The sequence below is a fragment of the Enterobacter cloacae complex sp. P1B genome (genome assembly GCF_014982345.1).
Taxonomy (GTDB): domain Bacteria; phylum Pseudomonadota; class Gammaproteobacteria; order Enterobacterales; family Enterobacteriaceae; genus Enterobacter; species Enterobacter bugandensis.
On record NZ_JADCLF010000007.1, the window covers coordinates 138,195 to 153,171 of the forward strand.

A 14,977-nucleotide genomic window follows, 5' to 3' on the forward strand; every position below is an offset into this window, starting at 1 on the left:
CAGGCCCCCAATACTTACATGAGAAATATGATGAAACTGGATCTTACCGACAAAATTGCGGTGGTGAGCGGCTCTACGTCCGGCATCGGGCTCGGCATTGCCGACGGGCTGGCACAAGCGGGAGCCACCGTCGTGGTGGTTGGCCGTCAGGAAACCAGCGTGGCCACAGCGATTGCCAGCATTAAAGCAAAAAATCCAGCCGCGCTGCTGCGTGGTGTGGTGGCTGACCTTAGCACCGAACAGGGTGTTGCCGCACTGATCGCCGCCGTGCCTGTCGCCGATGTGCTGGTAAATAACCTTGGCATATTTAACGACAAAGACTTCTTCACCGTGCCGGACGACGAGTGGATGCATTTCTACAACGTCAACGTTCTGTCCGGCGTCCGCCTGGCGCGGCACTATGCGACAGCCATGGCAGAGCAGGGATGGGGACGCATTATTTTCGTGTCGTCCGAATCTGGCGTGGCCATTCCCGGTGACATGATCAACTACGGCGTCACCAAAGCCGCTAACCTGGCGGTTTCGCATGGACTGGCAAAACGGCTGGCGGGCACAGGCGTCACCGTGAATGCGATTCTGCCCGGTCCGACATTTACTGATGGCCTGAAAACGATGCTGGCCGAGGCTGCCGAAAAATCAGGCCGTAACGCACGTGAACAGGCCGATGAGTTTGTCCGCAGCGCGCGCCCCAGCTCGATTATTCAGCGCGCCGCGGATGTGGAAGAGGTGGCAAACCTCGCCGTTTATCTGGCATCACCGCTCTCTTCCGCGACCACGGGTGCTGCCCTGCGTGTGGATGGCGGTGTTGTCGACACCCTCGCAATGTAATCCTACATTACTGATATTAAGAGAGAATAATCATGGCTAATACAACAGTATCTATTGAAATTCCGGCATCTGCCGAAACGGTGTGGCAACTGATGGGGGGCTTTGATGCCCTGCCAGACTGGCTACCGTTCATTCCAGAAAGCGTCTCCTCTGAAGGCGGGCGCGTACGTTCGCTGACCACGGCTGATGGTGGCACCGTGATTGAACGTCTGGAAGCGTTTGATAACCGCCAGCGCAGCTACAGCTACTCGATTATGAAAGCGCCCTTCCCGGTGGTGGATTATCTTTCCACCATTACGGTACATGAAACGGCCGACAGCAACGTCTCACGCGTAGAGTGGTACGGTGAATTCACGCCGGTAAATGTTTCTGACGCAGAGGCCCAGGCCCTGTTCAGCGGGATTTACCAGGATGGGCTGGAAGCGTTGAAAAAGAATTTTGTCGCATAATCCTCAGAGCGCCGTTTTACGGCGCTTTTTTTTGCCGATCGTATGGGTTAAGCGCAAAAAAGAGACGACAGTGAGGATGTCGTCTAAACGGGGTACTGCTTTGGGCCTCTATGGGTCAATGGGGCCTTCGCATTTTTTTCATCACTTGACTGCCAGACGCAGACCCAAATCATCAGGATAGGGATCAAAGTAGTTTTGCGTCATCAGATACCGGTCGGGGTATTCGGCCAGGTAGTGCTTCAGCAGCGTGATCGGCGCGAGGATAGGCAACTGTCCGTTGCGATAATGCAGGATCACATCGCGCAGCTCGCCGCGCTGGCGGGTGTTGAGCTGGTTACGAAAATAGCCCTGAATATGCATCAGCACGTTGGTGTGATTCTTCCGCGAGGCGGGTTTTTTCAGGATGGTCATCAGCTTTTCCCGGTACGCTACGAAGAAAGCGTCCAGGTCTTCCCACTCGTGCAGCGAGGCAACGAACGGGCCGATTTCGCGGTAACCCGCCTGATGGTGCGCCAGCAGCTGAAGCTTGTAACGGCTGTGGAAGTCCAGCAGCGCGCGGCGCGTGAGGCCATTTTTACGCAGCGTGTTAAGTTCGTGCAGCGCAAACACACGCTCGACGAAGTTTTCCCGCAGCACCGGGTCATGCAGGCGCCCGTCTTCTTCAACGGGCAGCCACGGCAAGGTTTCAAGGAGGGCGGCGGTGAACAGCCCGACCCCCTCCTTGCGGCCCCGGTTGCCGTTTTCATCGTACAGCCGCACGCGTTCCATGCCGCAGCTTGGGGATTTTGCACAGACAACAAAGCCTGCGAGATCGCCGATTTTCGGCAAATAATCTGTCGCAAAGTCGGCCATTTTCTGCGTAACGTCTTCGTGAGGCGCGTGGCTGAAGCGCATCTGCGTTTCTCCGTCTGTCGTGACGATCAGACGCAGCGCCGGGCGAGGCGTCGGCAGGCCGATGGCCATCTCCGGGCAGACGGGCCTGAAATTCACCCACTGGGCCAGCTCATCCATGATGAAGCCCATGCGCTTATGTCCGCCGTCAAAGCGAACGGCGGATCCGGTCAAACATCCGCTAATACCGAGCACAGGTTTCGTTGTCATGGTGTAGTCCTCCCGTTCATATAACTAAAACTTACACAACATGACTAATTTGTCCAAGTATTCGCGGAACTATTTTTTATAATCCTTTAAAATCAATACGTCTTAACTGCCCTTGTAGGTCGAGTAGCCGTACTGGCTAAGCAGAAGTGGGATGTGCAGCTTCTCGTTGGTGCGGGTCACGGTAAACAGCACCGGGATCTCCGGGAAGAAGGTGTCCAGCTTTTTGCCGTGGAAGTACTCTGCGGTTTTGAAGGTCACTTTATAGACGCCAGGCTGCATGTCCTGATCCTGCGGATAGAGCGATTTGATACGGCCATCCTGGTCGGTTTTGCCGCTGGCAACCTGAGTCCATTTGTCCTGCTGCTGCTTCTCCAGCGTAACGGTAACGTCTGATGGCGGCATTCCGGTTTGCTGGTCAAGAATGTGGACGCTTAGCGTGCCGGCAGGGGCGCTAAAGGCGGCAGGGGCAAAGGCCATCGAGGCCAGGATCAGCAGAGGGGCAGTTTTTTTCATGGTGTTTTCCTGTTGAGTTATTCGTCACAGGAAAACGTTAGCATCTGCGGCGCGGGAAAATATTCAACTTTTCGTGAAGATTCCCGCAGGAGAAAATTATCAGAGGATAATCACTTCAAGCGATACCTGCTGCTGCCACTGCTCCACCTGCTTTTTACGCCCGGCGGTGAGCTTGCCGCTGGTGACCAGCAGCCATTTCCGCTCCGGGAAAATCTCGGGTGCCAGCGCGTCAGGGGGAACCGGCAGGATGTCGATGCGGTGGCCCTGCCCGGTGCGCGTTAGGGCTTCGAGCCAGATCTCGCACGGGTCGTTCAGGTGCCAGCCGCTGAGCAGAATATTGTCGCCCGGCGCTTTTTTATCGCCTTCGAGGCAAAACGAGGTGTAGGCGATGATGATGCCGTCGAGGATCGCGCGCAGGGTCATGGCGGCGGCGACGTTAGCCGAGACCTGGCTGCGCAGCGGACGCAGTACGTTCGCGACCAGTTCCGGCCTTGGGTACTCGCGTCCGGCGTCGTAAATCATCTGGCGCAGGGACTCGACTTTGCCGTCCTGCAGGCGTTGCAGCATGCTCTGCTGCAGCGTTTGCCAGTTGTTGGTCCGCCCCGGCGTCGGGCGCTCGAGCAGCGGTTTGACCTGGCCGATCGGGACGCCTTTTTTTACCCAGTCGAGGATTTTTAGCGCCTGCTGGACGTCCTCATCGCTGTACTGGCGGTGGCCGCCTTCCGTGCGCTGTGGCTTGAGTAAACCGTAGCGACGCTGCCACGCCCGCAGGGTGGTGGCGGTGATGCCGCTGAGTCTGGCGAATTCGCCGATGGAGTAAGCCATGTCCGTGTCCAGGGTGGAGGAATACTCTCAATATACTACGAATTTTCCCGAACGGGATGAAGCGCCGAAACGGTGCACTACACTTAACTTCCAACCGTGCAAATGAAAGGAATTCTCATGAAGCTATGGCCTGTTGTGACCGGTGTTGCGATTGCCCTGACGCTGGTCGCCTGTAAATCCCCCACGCCGCCGAAAGGCGTGCAGCCTATTACCAACTTTGAAGCCAGCCGCTATCTCGGCAAATGGTACGAAGTCGCCCGTCTGGAAAACCGCTTTGAACGCGGTCTGGAACAGGTGACGGCGACCTACGGCGAGCGCAGCGACGGCGGCATCAGCGTGCTTAACCGGGGTTTTGATCCGGTGAAGAACAAGTGGAACGAGAGCGAGGGCAAAGCCTACTTTACCGGCGAGCCGACCACCGCCGCGCTGAAGGTATCGTTCTTCGGCCCGTTCTACGGCGGGTATAACGTGATCAGGCTGGACGATAAGTACCAGTACGCGCTGGTGAGCGGCCCGAACCGCGACTATCTGTGGATCCTGTCACGCACGCCGACCATCCCGGATACGGTGAAGCAGGATTACCTGAACACCGCGCGCAGTCTGGGCTTCCGGGTTGACCAGCTGGTGTGGGTGAAGCAGTAAAAATCGTGCTTTCTTCCAGGGGGCATTACTGGCTCGCCTGGATAGACTTCCGTTAAAAGCCCAACGGAGAAAGACGACATGAACGGGCGAGCGGAGCTGCCATTCCGGTGGGGAGCGTTACAGCAGCTACAGGATATTCACCTTGCGGCAGGCGTGCCGATGGAAAACGTCACCGTGGTGGTACCGAAGGATGGGGTGATGGGGAACAGATCGCAAAGAGTGGATTGAAATAGTTCGGTTTTCTAATCATGATCTCCCCATGAAAATAGAAACCGCACTCCCAAGACACTTTGAACGTCTGGTTGCGATCTGGGAATCTTCCGTTCGCGCCACCCATCACTTTTTACAAGAAAGCGATATTGCGGCGCTGCGCCCGTTATTGCTTAACGCCTATCTGCCTAACCTCAAGGTCGTGATTGCTCGCGATGACGCAGGCGTTATTTACGGCTTTTTGGGCGTGGATGAAAACCGCATTGAAATGCTTTTTGTTGATGACGCGAGCCGAGGGAAGGGCGTTGGGAAATTGCTGCTAAAACACGCCATCGCCGAGTTTGGCGTAAACGAAGTGGACGTGAATGAGCAGAACCCGCAGGGCGTCGCGTTTTATCGCCATATGGGATTTGAGCAGGTCGGACGCTCGGAACTGGACGGGCAGGGGAATCCGTTTCCGTTGTTGCATATGAAGCTGAGCAGAGATACCGGGATTAGCGCTTAGCCTGTTTATCCCATTTTAATAAGCCGACGATATCTTTCTCACCTTCGGCTTCTTTCAGCAGGCGCTGCTTTTTTTCAAACTCAATGTATTCTGAGCACGCCTTCTCATCAGCTGCTTTCTTACTGATTTTGCCAGCTCCTTCTAAAACGTCCCGGTCATTAAATTGCAGGAACTGATCGAGTTTGGTTTGCCAGTCTCGTAAAAATATCTGCTTGCGACGTTTGGCCTGATCTTCGGCAAAATCGAGCCACATATTAACGACGCGATTAAGCTCGCTGACCTCATCCTGAGACAGATAATTTTTTGCCGTGGTGACATCGCTTTTACGGACTTCTTCGCCCTTATAGCTGGTCAACCCCATATGCGGTTGAGTGGCGTCCGCACGTTGGTGAATCAACTCAGCAGCGGTAAGACCCGTGCAGGCAAAATGCAGTTTATTTTGGATTGTCTGGAAGAATTGCGTGGTTTCTTTGAGTGATGGCTGATAGTCAGCGGCTAGCGCAAAAATCTCCCTCACGCGAAGATAGACCCGGCGTTCACTGGCCCGTATGTCGCGAATGCGTTCCAGCATTTCATCGAAATAGTCAGGCACGGCGGATGAACCCACAGGCGGGTTTTTCAGACGCTCGTCGTCCATAACGAAGCCTTTAACCAGATATTCCTGCAGCGTTTGGGTGGCCCACTGGCGGAACTGTGTACCTCGTGCGGAGCGGACGCGATAGCCGATGGCAAGAATGACGGGCAGGCTAAAGTATTGAACGTTATATACTTTACCATCGCTGGCAGTTGTTCGGTAAAACCGAACAACTGAATTTTCGACCAGCTCACCCTCATCAAAAATATTCTTGATATGCCCGCTGATCGTAGCTTTGGCTTTGCCGTATAACTCACAGATCGTGGCCTGTGAGAGCCACAACGTATCGCTTTCGAAGCGGCATTCAATGCGAACTTTTCCATCCTTGCTGGCAAACATGACGAACTCACCGGCTGGTGAATTCATTAATTCTTCATATGTCATGCTGCCTCCGCGTCATAAGGTTGATGCCGGTAAGCTCGTAGTATGCCAGAAACAGCCGCTAAGCCAGGTGGTTTGTATTTGATTTTGCGAGGCGCTTTCCATGATGCTGAGTTTGGATCGCCGCAAGCGCGTCCTCTATCTCAATCAGCTTTGCCTTCGTCCGTTTATAATCGTCCTGCAACCGCTGCTCCTGCTCGTTATACGCCACCAGAACGATGCACCCTTTCATGACCTTTACCGTGACCTGTTGTCCGGTATCAAAACCTGCTGTGCGCAGCCACTTGCCGGAAAGGATGATTTTCGGCGTGGATTTTTCGAAAACATTCGGACGGTATCCCACAATTAGCGAACGCTCGGTTCCGGATTGGTCGGTGTCTGGGGTAGAATGCGAATCAGCCATAATCAACTCCTTGATAGTTGGTGAGGTTAGCTCTCGTCCGGTATTGCGAGTACCTGACGGGGGCGTTTCAATCTCAGGTACACGTGTGTTAAGGTACGTACCTGAGTGATGATATCTTGCTCTTGTAGGTACGTACATGTCAACAGCCAAACGTGACCCTAATCAGTCAAAATCCGGAAAAGCACCGACTTTTCAGATTCGCATTACGCCGGAGTTGAAGGCGCAGTTTGAGGCTGCGGCGAAGGCTGAAGGGATGAGCTTAGGCAATTGGCTTAAGTCTTTGGGTAGGAAGGAAATTGAGCGAAGAAAATTGTCGTAGTCCTTGATAATGAATTTCTTATTTTATTGCATGAAATCTAAAAAATATGAATTCAATGCCAAGTATCTATATGTAGGGTTTAAGGTTCGATAAATTACTACATATTGATATTTACAAAAAAATATCCATATTTTCTTGCCCAAACGTTTTTTGTGATGTAAAGCATAAGGTGAGCATTGAAAAAAAATGCTGCAACTGTATAATTGTGCAGCTTTTATGTTCCGGGGTATAAGGAAAGAAAATGACTAACATTGTGCGTATAACGGAAGAAAATAAAAACGATAAAGAATCTAATGATTCCGTCGCTCGCCGTTCGTCATATGTTAATAATATTGAAAGTATCACTGAACATCGAATTAAAAAGGCGTCCTCTTCTGTAAGAAATAAAATACTCAAAGCAGCTTCAAAAATAAATTGGTAAGTTCTATCTAATTAATTTCAGTTCCATATGCCTCGCCTTGATTTTTAACTACTTTGGAGCAATGTCATGGCTGATACAGCAGAAAATATTATACCTGTTCATTGGGAAAAAAATAACTCGGATAGTATTAATGATATAAAAGGCCGCCGTTCTCAAGAGCTAATTGTAGGATTGTGTGGAGCAATGGGTTCTGGAATAAAAACATTAAAAGAACAAATGGTTTTATGTTTAAAACAGAATGGCTACCATGTAGAACATATTAGGATAAGTGACTTAATAGCAACATATAGCAAGAGTAAAACGCACCATTTAGATAACTATGAACGTTACAATACTCTCCAGGATTTAGGTGATGGATTACGTGGTAAACACGGCCATTTTATATGTGCAGAATTGGCAGTTTTATCTATACAAGAAAAAAGAGAGACTATATACGGTAGCGATACTTCTGAACTTACAAAAAATACGAAAAAAACTGCTTATATTATAGACCAGATCAAGCATCCTTCAGAAGTTGAACTTTTTAATCAAGTATATAAAAATAATTTTTACCTTGTAGGGCTTTTACGGACTGTTTCTGAAAGAATACAGAATTTGAAAGATGAGGGAATTAATCCAGAAAGCATAGCCAAAATTATAGAGCGAGACAGAAAGTCAAAAAACAAGAACGGTCAACAAGTCGAAGAAACCCTTCAGTTAGCTGATTATTTCATCAAGAATTTAGATACAGATGTGATGAAAAAATCAGTTTCAAGATTTATAGATTTAATTCATGGTGTTAGCCATATTACCCCATCTAAAGACGAATCAGGAATGTATAGCGCATATTCTGCATCTTTAGGTTCTGCATGTTTATCTCGTCAAGTTGGCGCTTCTATAATGGACACTGAGGGGAATATAATTGCAACTGGTCGTAACGACGTTCCCGCATTTGGTGGTGGATTATATACTGCAGAGAGTAATAAAGATAAAAGATGTTTTAACAAAAATGGTTGTCATAATGATAAACATAAAGCCTTGTTAAAAAATGAAATTAAAAATATTCTCTCAAAGTATAGTTTAAATGAAGCCGATGTCTTGGCTGATGAAATAATGAATGAGACGAAAGCAAAATATCTCATTGAATATTCTAGGGCTGTACATGCCGAAATGGATGCAATTGTTTCTTTAGCACGTAATACAAACATTGGTACAATAGGGAATACTTTATATTGTACTACGTATCCTTGTCATGTATGTGCGAGACATATCGTTGCCGCTGGGATCAAGAGAGTTGTCTATATAGAGCCCTATGAAAAAAGCCTTGCTCTACAATTGCATGATGACACCATCTGTCAACCAGATCATTCTCCATCCCCAGAGAAAGTTTTATTTGAAAACTTCGAAGGTGTTGCACCTAAGCGGTATGCTAAATTCTTTGCCTATAATAGGAAAAGAAAAGATGAACAGGGTAAACCAATAAACTATAGCATCGAAGAATCTTATCATGTAGATACGCAATATCTCGATAGCTATGGTGATTATGAATCTAAAGTCATCAGTAATTTAAGAACTAAGTTCGATCTTTAGTTAGACTATGGTAGATGTTATACCATCAAGAAAGGTGACACGAATCATTCGCGTTGCCTTTTTTATTAAGTGAAATTTTATGATATACATCCATTATTTCTAAACTTAATATGAAAGAATACGAACAGCTAAAAGAGAAATAAATTACTTCAGTGAAAATATAAGATAACGAATAGATAATACAAGGGGGGGGGGGTAAAAAATTTTAAAAACGAACAAAAGAAAATTTTGGCGGAAGATCACAGGAGTCGAACCTGCCCGGGAACGCTGGCGCCCCCAACTGGATTTGAAGTCCAGCCACCTCACCGGAGATGACGATCTTCCGCGCCTGCATTGCTACATGGAGGCGGGGCGCATTATAGCTACTTTCAGGCATTTACCACATACCCCACACCACTTTTTTCACCTCTCTTTTGACCTGTACCCCCCTGTTTCAGCTAATTCCTAAGAAAATCCTCAGGTTAGCCTTTTGTGCTCTCCAACATTTATCGCGATCACAAAAAACAAGAAACGTAATCTGCTAACCAGAAAACGCAATACCCGCCGTTGAAACAATGGTTTAAAACCAATGCAACCGGTCTCAGCGCCCCCTACAGCGTGAAGGATAAAAAATATGAGCGAAGTATTGTCAGTAAAAGAGAAGATTGGCTATGGCATGGGTGACGCCGCCAGCCACATCATTTTTGATAACGTCATGCTTTATATGATGTTTTTCTACACCGATATTTTCGGCATTCCCGCCGGGTTTGTCGGCACCATGTTCCTGCTGGCCCGCGCGCTGGATGCAATCTCCGACCCGTGCATGGGGCTGATTGCCGACCGCACCCGCAGCCGCTGGGGCAAGTTCCGTCCGTGGATTTTGTTCGGTGCCATCCCGTTCGGCATCGTCTGCGTGCTGGCCTACACCACGCCGGACCTCAGTCTCAACGGCAAAATGGTTTATGCCGCCGTGACTTACACCCTGCTGACCCTGCTCTATACCGTGGTCAATATCCCGTACTGCGCGCTGGGCGGGGTAATCACCAGCGACCCGACGCAGCGTATCTCCCTTCAGTCCTGGCGCTTCGTGCTGGCGACGGCGGGTGGCATGCTCTCCACGGTGTTGATGATGCCGCTGGTGAAGCTGATTGGCGGCGACGATAAGGCTTTCGGCTTCCAGGGCGGGATCGCCGTGCTGTCGGTGGTCGCGTTCCTGATGCTGGCGTTCTGCTTCTTCACCACCAAAGAGCGCATCCAGGTGCCGCCGAGCACCACCTCCATGCGGGAAGATCTGCGCGATATCTGGCAAAACGACCAGTGGCGCATCGTCGGCGTGCTGACCATCCTCAATATCCTCGCCGTCTGCGTGCGCGGCGGCGCGATGATGTACTACTGCACCTGGATTATGGGATCGCCGGAGGTGTTCGTCGCATTCCTCACCACCTACTGCGTCGGCAACCTGATCGGCTCCGCGCTGGCGAAACCGCTCACTGACTGGAAGTGCAAGGTCAGCATCTTCTGGTGGACCAACGCCGCGCTGGCGGTGGTCAGCGTGGCGATGTTCTTCGTCCCGATGCACGCCACCGTGCTGATGTTCGTCTTTATCTTCGTTATCGGCGTGCTGCACCAACTGGTGACGCCAATCCAGTGGGTGATGATGTCCGATACCGTCGACTACGGCGAATGGACCAACGGCAAACGCCTGACCGGCATCAGCTTTGCGGGCACGCTGTTCGTGCTGAAGCTCGGCCTGGCGCTGGGCGGGGCGATGATCGGCTGGATGCTGGCAGGCGGCGGCTACGACGCGGCGGCCAAAACCCAGAACAGCGCGACCATCAGTATCATTATCGGCCTGTTTACGCTGGCGCCGGCGATCTGCTACGTGTTGAGCGCCATTATCGCCAAACGCTACTACACGCTGAAAACCCCCTTCCTGACCAAAATCCTGGGTGAGCTGGCGCAGGGCGCGCGCCGCAATCAGCAGGATTTTGAAAACCTGCCGGTCAGTAAAGAATTGCAGAACTAAGAGGACGAAAGCATGAAAATCAGTGATGGAAACTGGCTTATTCAACCGGGCCTGAACGTGACCTGTCCGGTTCAGGTGTTCGACGTGGAGCAGCAGGGCAATGACCTGGTGGTGTATGTTGCGCCGCGCGACGTGCGTGAGCGCACCTGGCAGCTCGACACGTTGATGTTCACGGTGCGTCTGTTTTCCCCGCAGGAAGGGATTGTCGGGGTGCGCATCGAGCACTTCCAGGGTGTGCTGAACAACGGCCCGCACTATCCGCTGAACGTTCTGAAAGACGTGAAGGTCGAGATGGAAAACAACGCCGAATTTGCCGAGCTGAAAAGCGGCAGCGTCAGCGTGCGCGTCACCAAAGGCGAGTTCTGGGCGCTGGATTTCCTGCGCAACGGCCAGCGCATTACCGGCAGCCAGTTGAAAAACAACGGCTACGTGCAGGACAGTAACACCGACCGTAATTACGTGTTCGAGCGTCTGGATCTGGGCGTGGGGGAAACAGTCTACGGCCTGGGCGAGCGCTTTACCGCGCTGGTGCGCAACGGCCAGACGGTCGAAACCTGGAACCGCGACGGCGGCACCAGCACCGAGCAGTCCTACAAAAATATCCCGTTCTACCTGACCAACCGCGGCTACGGCGTGCTGGTGAATCACCCGGAAAACGTCTCGTTTGAAGTCGGCTCCGAGAAGGTGTCCAAAGTACAGTTCAGCGTGGAAGGGGAATATCTCGAGTATTTCGTGATCGACGGCCCGACGCCAAAAGAGGTGCTGAACCGCTATACGCAGTTCACCGGGCGTCCGGCGCTGCCGCCGGCGTGGTCGTTCGGCCTGTGGCTGACCACGTCGTTCACCACCAACTACGACGAAGCGACGGTCAACAGCTTTATCGACGGCATGGCCGAGCGCGACCTGCCTCTGCACGTGTTCCACTTCGACTGCTTCTGGATGAAGGCCTTCCAGTGGTGCGACTTCGAGTGGGACCCGGTGACCTTCCCGGATCCGGAAGGGATGATCCGCCGCCTGAAAGAGAAAGGGCTGAAGGTCTGCGTGTGGATCAACCCGTATATCGGCCAGAAATCCCCGATTTTCCGCGAGCTGAAAGAGAAGGGCTACCTGCTCAAACGTCCGGACGGCTCCCTGTGGCAGTGGGACAAATGGCAGCCGGGGCTGGCGATTTACGACTTCACCAATCCGGACGCATGCCGGTGGTATGCCGACAAGCTGAAAGGCCTGGTGGATATCGGCGTTGACTGCTTCAAGACCGACTTCGGCGAGCGTATCCCGACCGACGTGCAGTGGTTCGACGGGTCCGATCCGCAGAAGATGCACAACCACTACGCCTACATTTATAACGAACTGGTGTGGAACGTGCTGAAAGAGACCGTCGGCGAAGAGGAGGCGGTGCTGTTTGCCCGCTCGGCGTCCGTCGGGGCGCAACAGTTCCCGGTACACTGGGGCGGCGACTGCTACGCCAACTACGAGTCGATGGCGGAAAGCCTGCGCGGTGGGCTGTCGATTGGCCTGTCCGGCTTCGGGTTCTGGAGCCACGATATCGGCGGGTTCGAAAACACCGCTCCGGCGCACGTCTATAAACGCTGGTGCGCGTTCGGGCTGTTCTCCAGCCACAGCCGCCTGCACGGCAGCAAATCCTACCGCGTGCCGTGGGCGTACGATGACGAGTCCTGCGACGTGGTGCGTCACTTCACGCAGCTGAAGTGTCAGCTGATGCCGTACCTGTACCGTCAGGCGGCGCTGGCCCGCGAGTTCGGCACGCCGATGCTGCGTGCGATGATGCTGGAGTTCCCGGACGATCCGGCGTGCGATTACCTCGACCGTCAGTACATGCTGGGGGATTCCATGATGGTGGCGCCGGTGTTCTCCGAGGCGGGGGACGTGCAGTTCTACCTGCCGGAAGGCCGCTGGACCCACCTGTGGCACAACGACGAAATCCATGGCAGCCGCTGGCATAAGCAGCAGCACGATTTTATGAGCCTGCCGGTCTACGTGCGCGACAATACGCTGCTGGCGCTGGGCAACAATAACCAGAAGCCGGACTACGCGTGGAACGCGGGGACGGCCTTCCAGCTGTTTAACCTGGAGGATGGCGCAGTGGCGGTGAGCGAAGTGCCTGCGGCGGAAGGTTCCGTGGCGTTTACGCTGAAGGCGTCACGTCGGGGCGACATTGTGACCTTTACCGGCGCGGGTGACGCGAAAAACTGGTCGGTGTGCTTGCGCAACGTGCAGAAGGTGAGTGGCGTGAAAGGCGGCTCGCACGCGGGCAGCGAGTGGGGTGTGGTGGTGAAAGCGGAGGGGGATGAGGTGGTGGTTCAGCTCTGAGGTGGAAAATGCCCGGTGGCGCTTCGCTTACCGGGCCTAAGGTAATTATGTGCTCTGATGCCCTCACCCTGACCCTCTCCTACAGGGAGAGGGAACAAACATCAAAAACTTTATTGCACAGGCGTTGAAACCACGCCGCCCGTCATCGTCTGCTCAACCTGCTGCTTATCCATATTTACCGCGCTCAGCTTCCCATTCACCGTTGGCTTCAGTGGCGAATTCGCCTGCACGCTGCCGCTGGCGGTCATCTGAATATTGCCGTCGCCCGTAATCGGTAACGCAGGCCAGCCCCACTGCTGCAGCACGTTGAGCGGTACGCCGCGCCCGTTCAGGCTCACCGTGGTCTGCCGCTGCGGGAGCTGTGAAACGGTCGCCGTCGCCTCCAGGATCCCTTTCTCGGTAAACGCGCTCAGGTCGCTAATGTTCACCGTGGCGGCGTTGGCATTCAGCGCCAGCGACGGACGGCGCACGTCGACGCGGTTAAAGGTCGCCGCCGCGCCGTTTAATGTTGCGCTGCCGCCCCAGACGCCCCACTGGCGATCTTTCGCCAGCTGCAGGTTTGCGCCGTAGCCGTCCAGGGAGGTGATCTGCCACGGGAAGGCGGGATCGATGTCGATCACCAGGTTGCGGCTCAGGCCAAATTTTTGCAGCGTGACGCTGTTCAGCCATTCCGGCAGCGGCTCCATCCACAGCGTTTTCCAGTTTTCAGGAAGGGTGTACTCCAGCCCGGCGATGGCAACATCGTCCAGAACCAGCGCTTTACCGTCGCGCAGCCAGTTGCCGGACGTGCGCACCATACCGCCTTCCCAGCGGGAGGTGAACTGACGCAGCGCTATGCCCTGCGGGGAAAACTCCGCATTCAGGATCGGGTCAAACAGATGCAGCGAGCCGAAGATAAACTCGCTGGCGTTCATGGACAGGCGACCTTCCTGGCTCTGCCAGTCGCCTTTGCTGAGAGTCAGGTTGCGCAGGCTTAAGTCGAGATCGGTCACCGCCCAGTCCGGGCCTTGCAGGCGGGCATCGGTGACCTCCAGACGGCCAATTTGCAGGGAGGGGATGGTAGCCAGCGGCGCGAAGAATGCTTTCAGCGTTTTGTCGCTCTGCAGGCGGATCTCGTTCAGGCGCATGGTGTCGATTATCCAGCTTCCGTCAGCGTTACGCAGGGCGGAGCCGGTGAGCGAGCCACGGGCCATATCGGCACCAATAGTGTTCAGCACCACCTCCTTGCCGTTCAACTGGCCGTCGATTAGCACGTTGGTGGCCGGTACGCCGTTCAGGGTCAGCGAGCCGGCGCTCATCTGGATCTTCGCGTTTTTACCCAGCACGTTCCCGGCTTCTGGCTGCCATGGGCTGACGCCGCCCGTGACCTTCTGTGCGCTCAGATCCCATTCAGTATTCGGGCTATTAAAGGCCATGTTGTTCAGCTGCAGACGATCGGCCTGGAAGGGCAGCGGCGCTGTTTGAGGCGAGAGATTCAGCGTGCCGTCGAACAGGGTGATAGTGCCCATGTGCAGCGGAGCGGTGATCTGACGGCTGCTCAGGCCAATATCGACTTTTTTGGCAACTAATGTGGCGGGTTTACCGTCCCGCCCAAAGGTGACATTTTCCAGAATGAGGTGGGAAGGCGATGAAAAGCGGTGATTCATCTTGTCGAAACTGAGTTCGTAGTCGGTATTCACCGTAATCCAGCTGCTGACCTGCGCCGCGCCCCAGCGGGTCTGGAGCAAAATATAGAGCGCCAGCAGCACAATAAGCAGGGCTACCAGAAGATAGACGAGTAGCTTTCCAATAAATTTCATGGTCTTCCATCCCGCGAAACGAACATAAGGGAGTTATGCACG

At 53.3% G+C, this 14,977-nt stretch carries 15 protein-coding genes, 1 tRNA gene and 1 pseudogene; 10 read left to right on the plus strand and 7 right to left on the minus strand.

The window, feature by feature from the left end:
- Positions 1-30: 30 nt before the first annotated feature.
- Together INF77_RS07820 and INF77_RS07825 are read left to right on the plus strand one after the other, a co-directional pair.
- A complete protein-coding gene (locus tag INF77_RS07820) occupies positions 31-828 on the plus strand; it encodes an SDR family NAD(P)-dependent oxidoreductase (protein ID WP_048960252.1) in 798 nt (265 codons plus the stop codon).
- Positions 829-860: 32 nt separating this feature from the next.
- On the plus strand, positions 861-1,277 hold the full coding sequence (locus tag INF77_RS07825) for an SRPBCC family protein (RefSeq protein WP_048960253.1): 417 nt from the start codon (positions 861-863) through the stop codon (positions 1,275-1,277).
- A 141-nt stretch (positions 1,278-1,418) separates the two neighbouring features.
- Here INF77_RS07825 and INF77_RS07830 read toward each other — a convergent pair whose 3' ends face one another.
- From INF77_RS07830 to INF77_RS07840, 3 genes are all read right to left on the minus strand, one after another.
- Positions 1,419-2,378 (minus strand): DUF523 and DUF1722 domain-containing protein, encoded by a 960-nt coding sequence (locus INF77_RS07830; RefSeq protein WP_193531953.1) that lies wholly within the window; start codon positions 2,376-2,378, stop codon positions 1,419-1,421.
- Between the two features lie 102 nt (positions 2,379-2,480).
- Positions 2,481-2,891: a hydroxyisourate hydrolase gene (gene uraH, locus INF77_RS07835; RefSeq protein ID WP_028014995.1), complete on the minus strand. Its 411-nt coding sequence runs from the start codon at positions 2,889-2,891 to the stop codon at positions 2,481-2,483.
- 99 nt (positions 2,892-2,990) lie between these two features.
- Complete coding sequence (locus tag INF77_RS07840; protein ID WP_028014996.1) at positions 2,991-3,716, minus strand: MerR family transcriptional regulator; 726 nt, start codon at positions 3,714-3,716, stop codon at positions 2,991-2,993.
- Positions 3,717-3,833: 117 nt separating this feature from the next.
- Between INF77_RS07840 and INF77_RS07845 the strand changes: the two genes are divergently transcribed.
- The 3 genes and pseudogenes from INF77_RS07845 (at position 3,834) to INF77_RS07855 (ending at position 5,073) form a co-directional block, all read left to right on the plus strand.
- Positions 3,834-4,358: a lipocalin family protein gene (locus INF77_RS07845; RefSeq protein ID WP_193531954.1), complete on the plus strand. Its 525-nt coding sequence runs from the start codon at positions 3,834-3,836 to the stop codon at positions 4,356-4,358.
- Positions 4,359-4,472: 114 nt separating this feature from the next.
- Positions 4,473-4,586 (plus strand): annotated as a pseudogene (locus INF77_RS07850) (class I SAM-dependent methyltransferase); the annotation flags it as partial.
- 31 nt (positions 4,587-4,617) lie between these two features.
- On the plus strand, positions 4,618-5,073 hold the full coding sequence (locus tag INF77_RS07855) for an acetyltransferase (protein ID WP_193531955.1): 456 nt from the start codon (positions 4,618-4,620) through the stop codon (positions 5,071-5,073).
- On the opposite strand, the gene INF77_RS07860 is transcribed toward INF77_RS07855, so the two are convergent.
- Both INF77_RS07860 and INF77_RS07865 read right to left on the minus strand, forming a co-directional pair.
- The gene (locus INF77_RS07860) at positions 5,063-6,091 is read right to left on the minus strand and encodes a virulence RhuM family protein (RefSeq protein ID WP_150145113.1); all 1,029 of its coding nucleotides are present in this window, start codon (positions 6,089-6,091) and stop codon (positions 5,063-5,065) included. The genes INF77_RS07855 and INF77_RS07860 overlap by 11 nt on opposite strands.
- A gap of 58 nt (positions 6,092-6,149) precedes the next feature.
- The gene (locus INF77_RS07865) at positions 6,150-6,491 is read right to left on the minus strand and encodes a SymE family type I addiction module toxin (RefSeq protein ID WP_150145114.1); all 342 of its coding nucleotides are present in this window, start codon (positions 6,489-6,491) and stop codon (positions 6,150-6,152) included.
- Positions 6,492-6,627: 136 nt separating this feature from the next.
- Here INF77_RS07865 and INF77_RS07870 point away from each other — a divergent pair, with 136 nt between their 5' ends.
- The 3 genes from INF77_RS07870 (at position 6,628) to INF77_RS07880 (ending at position 8,800) form a co-directional block, all read left to right on the plus strand.
- Positions 6,628-6,810 carry a toxin-antitoxin system HicB family antitoxin gene (locus tag INF77_RS07870; RefSeq protein WP_071965046.1) on the plus strand — a complete coding sequence of 61 codons (183 nt, stop codon included), beginning with the start codon at positions 6,628-6,630 and terminating at the stop codon, positions 6,808-6,810.
- A 241-nt stretch (positions 6,811-7,051) separates the two neighbouring features.
- Positions 7,052-7,231, plus strand: a complete 180-nt coding sequence (locus INF77_RS07875) for a hypothetical protein (protein ID WP_127341526.1) — start codon at positions 7,052-7,054, stop codon at positions 7,229-7,231.
- 66 nt (positions 7,232-7,297) lie between these two features.
- A complete protein-coding gene (locus INF77_RS07880) occupies positions 7,298-8,800 on the plus strand; it encodes an anti-phage dCTP deaminase (protein WP_150145115.1) in 1,503 nt (500 codons plus the stop codon).
- 229 nt (positions 8,801-9,029) lie between these two features.
- On the opposite strand, the gene INF77_RS07885 is transcribed toward INF77_RS07880, so the two are convergent.
- Positions 9,030-9,124, minus strand: a tRNA-Sec gene (locus INF77_RS07885).
- 289 nt (positions 9,125-9,413) lie between these two features.
- Between INF77_RS07885 and INF77_RS07890 the strand changes: the two genes are divergently transcribed.
- Together INF77_RS07890 and yicI are read left to right on the plus strand one after the other, a co-directional pair.
- The gene (locus tag INF77_RS07890; RefSeq protein WP_063437862.1) at positions 9,414-10,805 is read left to right on the plus strand and encodes a glycoside-pentoside-hexuronide family transporter; all 1,392 of its coding nucleotides are present in this window, start codon (positions 9,414-9,416) and stop codon (positions 10,803-10,805) included.
- 12 nt (positions 10,806-10,817) lie between these two features.
- The gene (gene yicI, locus INF77_RS07895) at positions 10,818-13,136 is read left to right on the plus strand and encodes an alpha-xylosidase (protein WP_193531956.1); all 2,319 of its coding nucleotides are present in this window, start codon (positions 10,818-10,820) and stop codon (positions 13,134-13,136) included.
- 110 nt (positions 13,137-13,246) lie between these two features.
- On the opposite strand, the gene INF77_RS07900 is transcribed toward yicI, so the two are convergent.
- Positions 13,247-14,935 carry an AsmA family protein gene (locus INF77_RS07900; RefSeq protein WP_193531957.1) on the minus strand — a complete coding sequence of 563 codons (1,689 nt, stop codon included), beginning with the start codon at positions 14,933-14,935 and terminating at the stop codon, positions 13,247-13,249.
- Positions 14,936-14,977 lie beyond the last annotated feature (42 nt).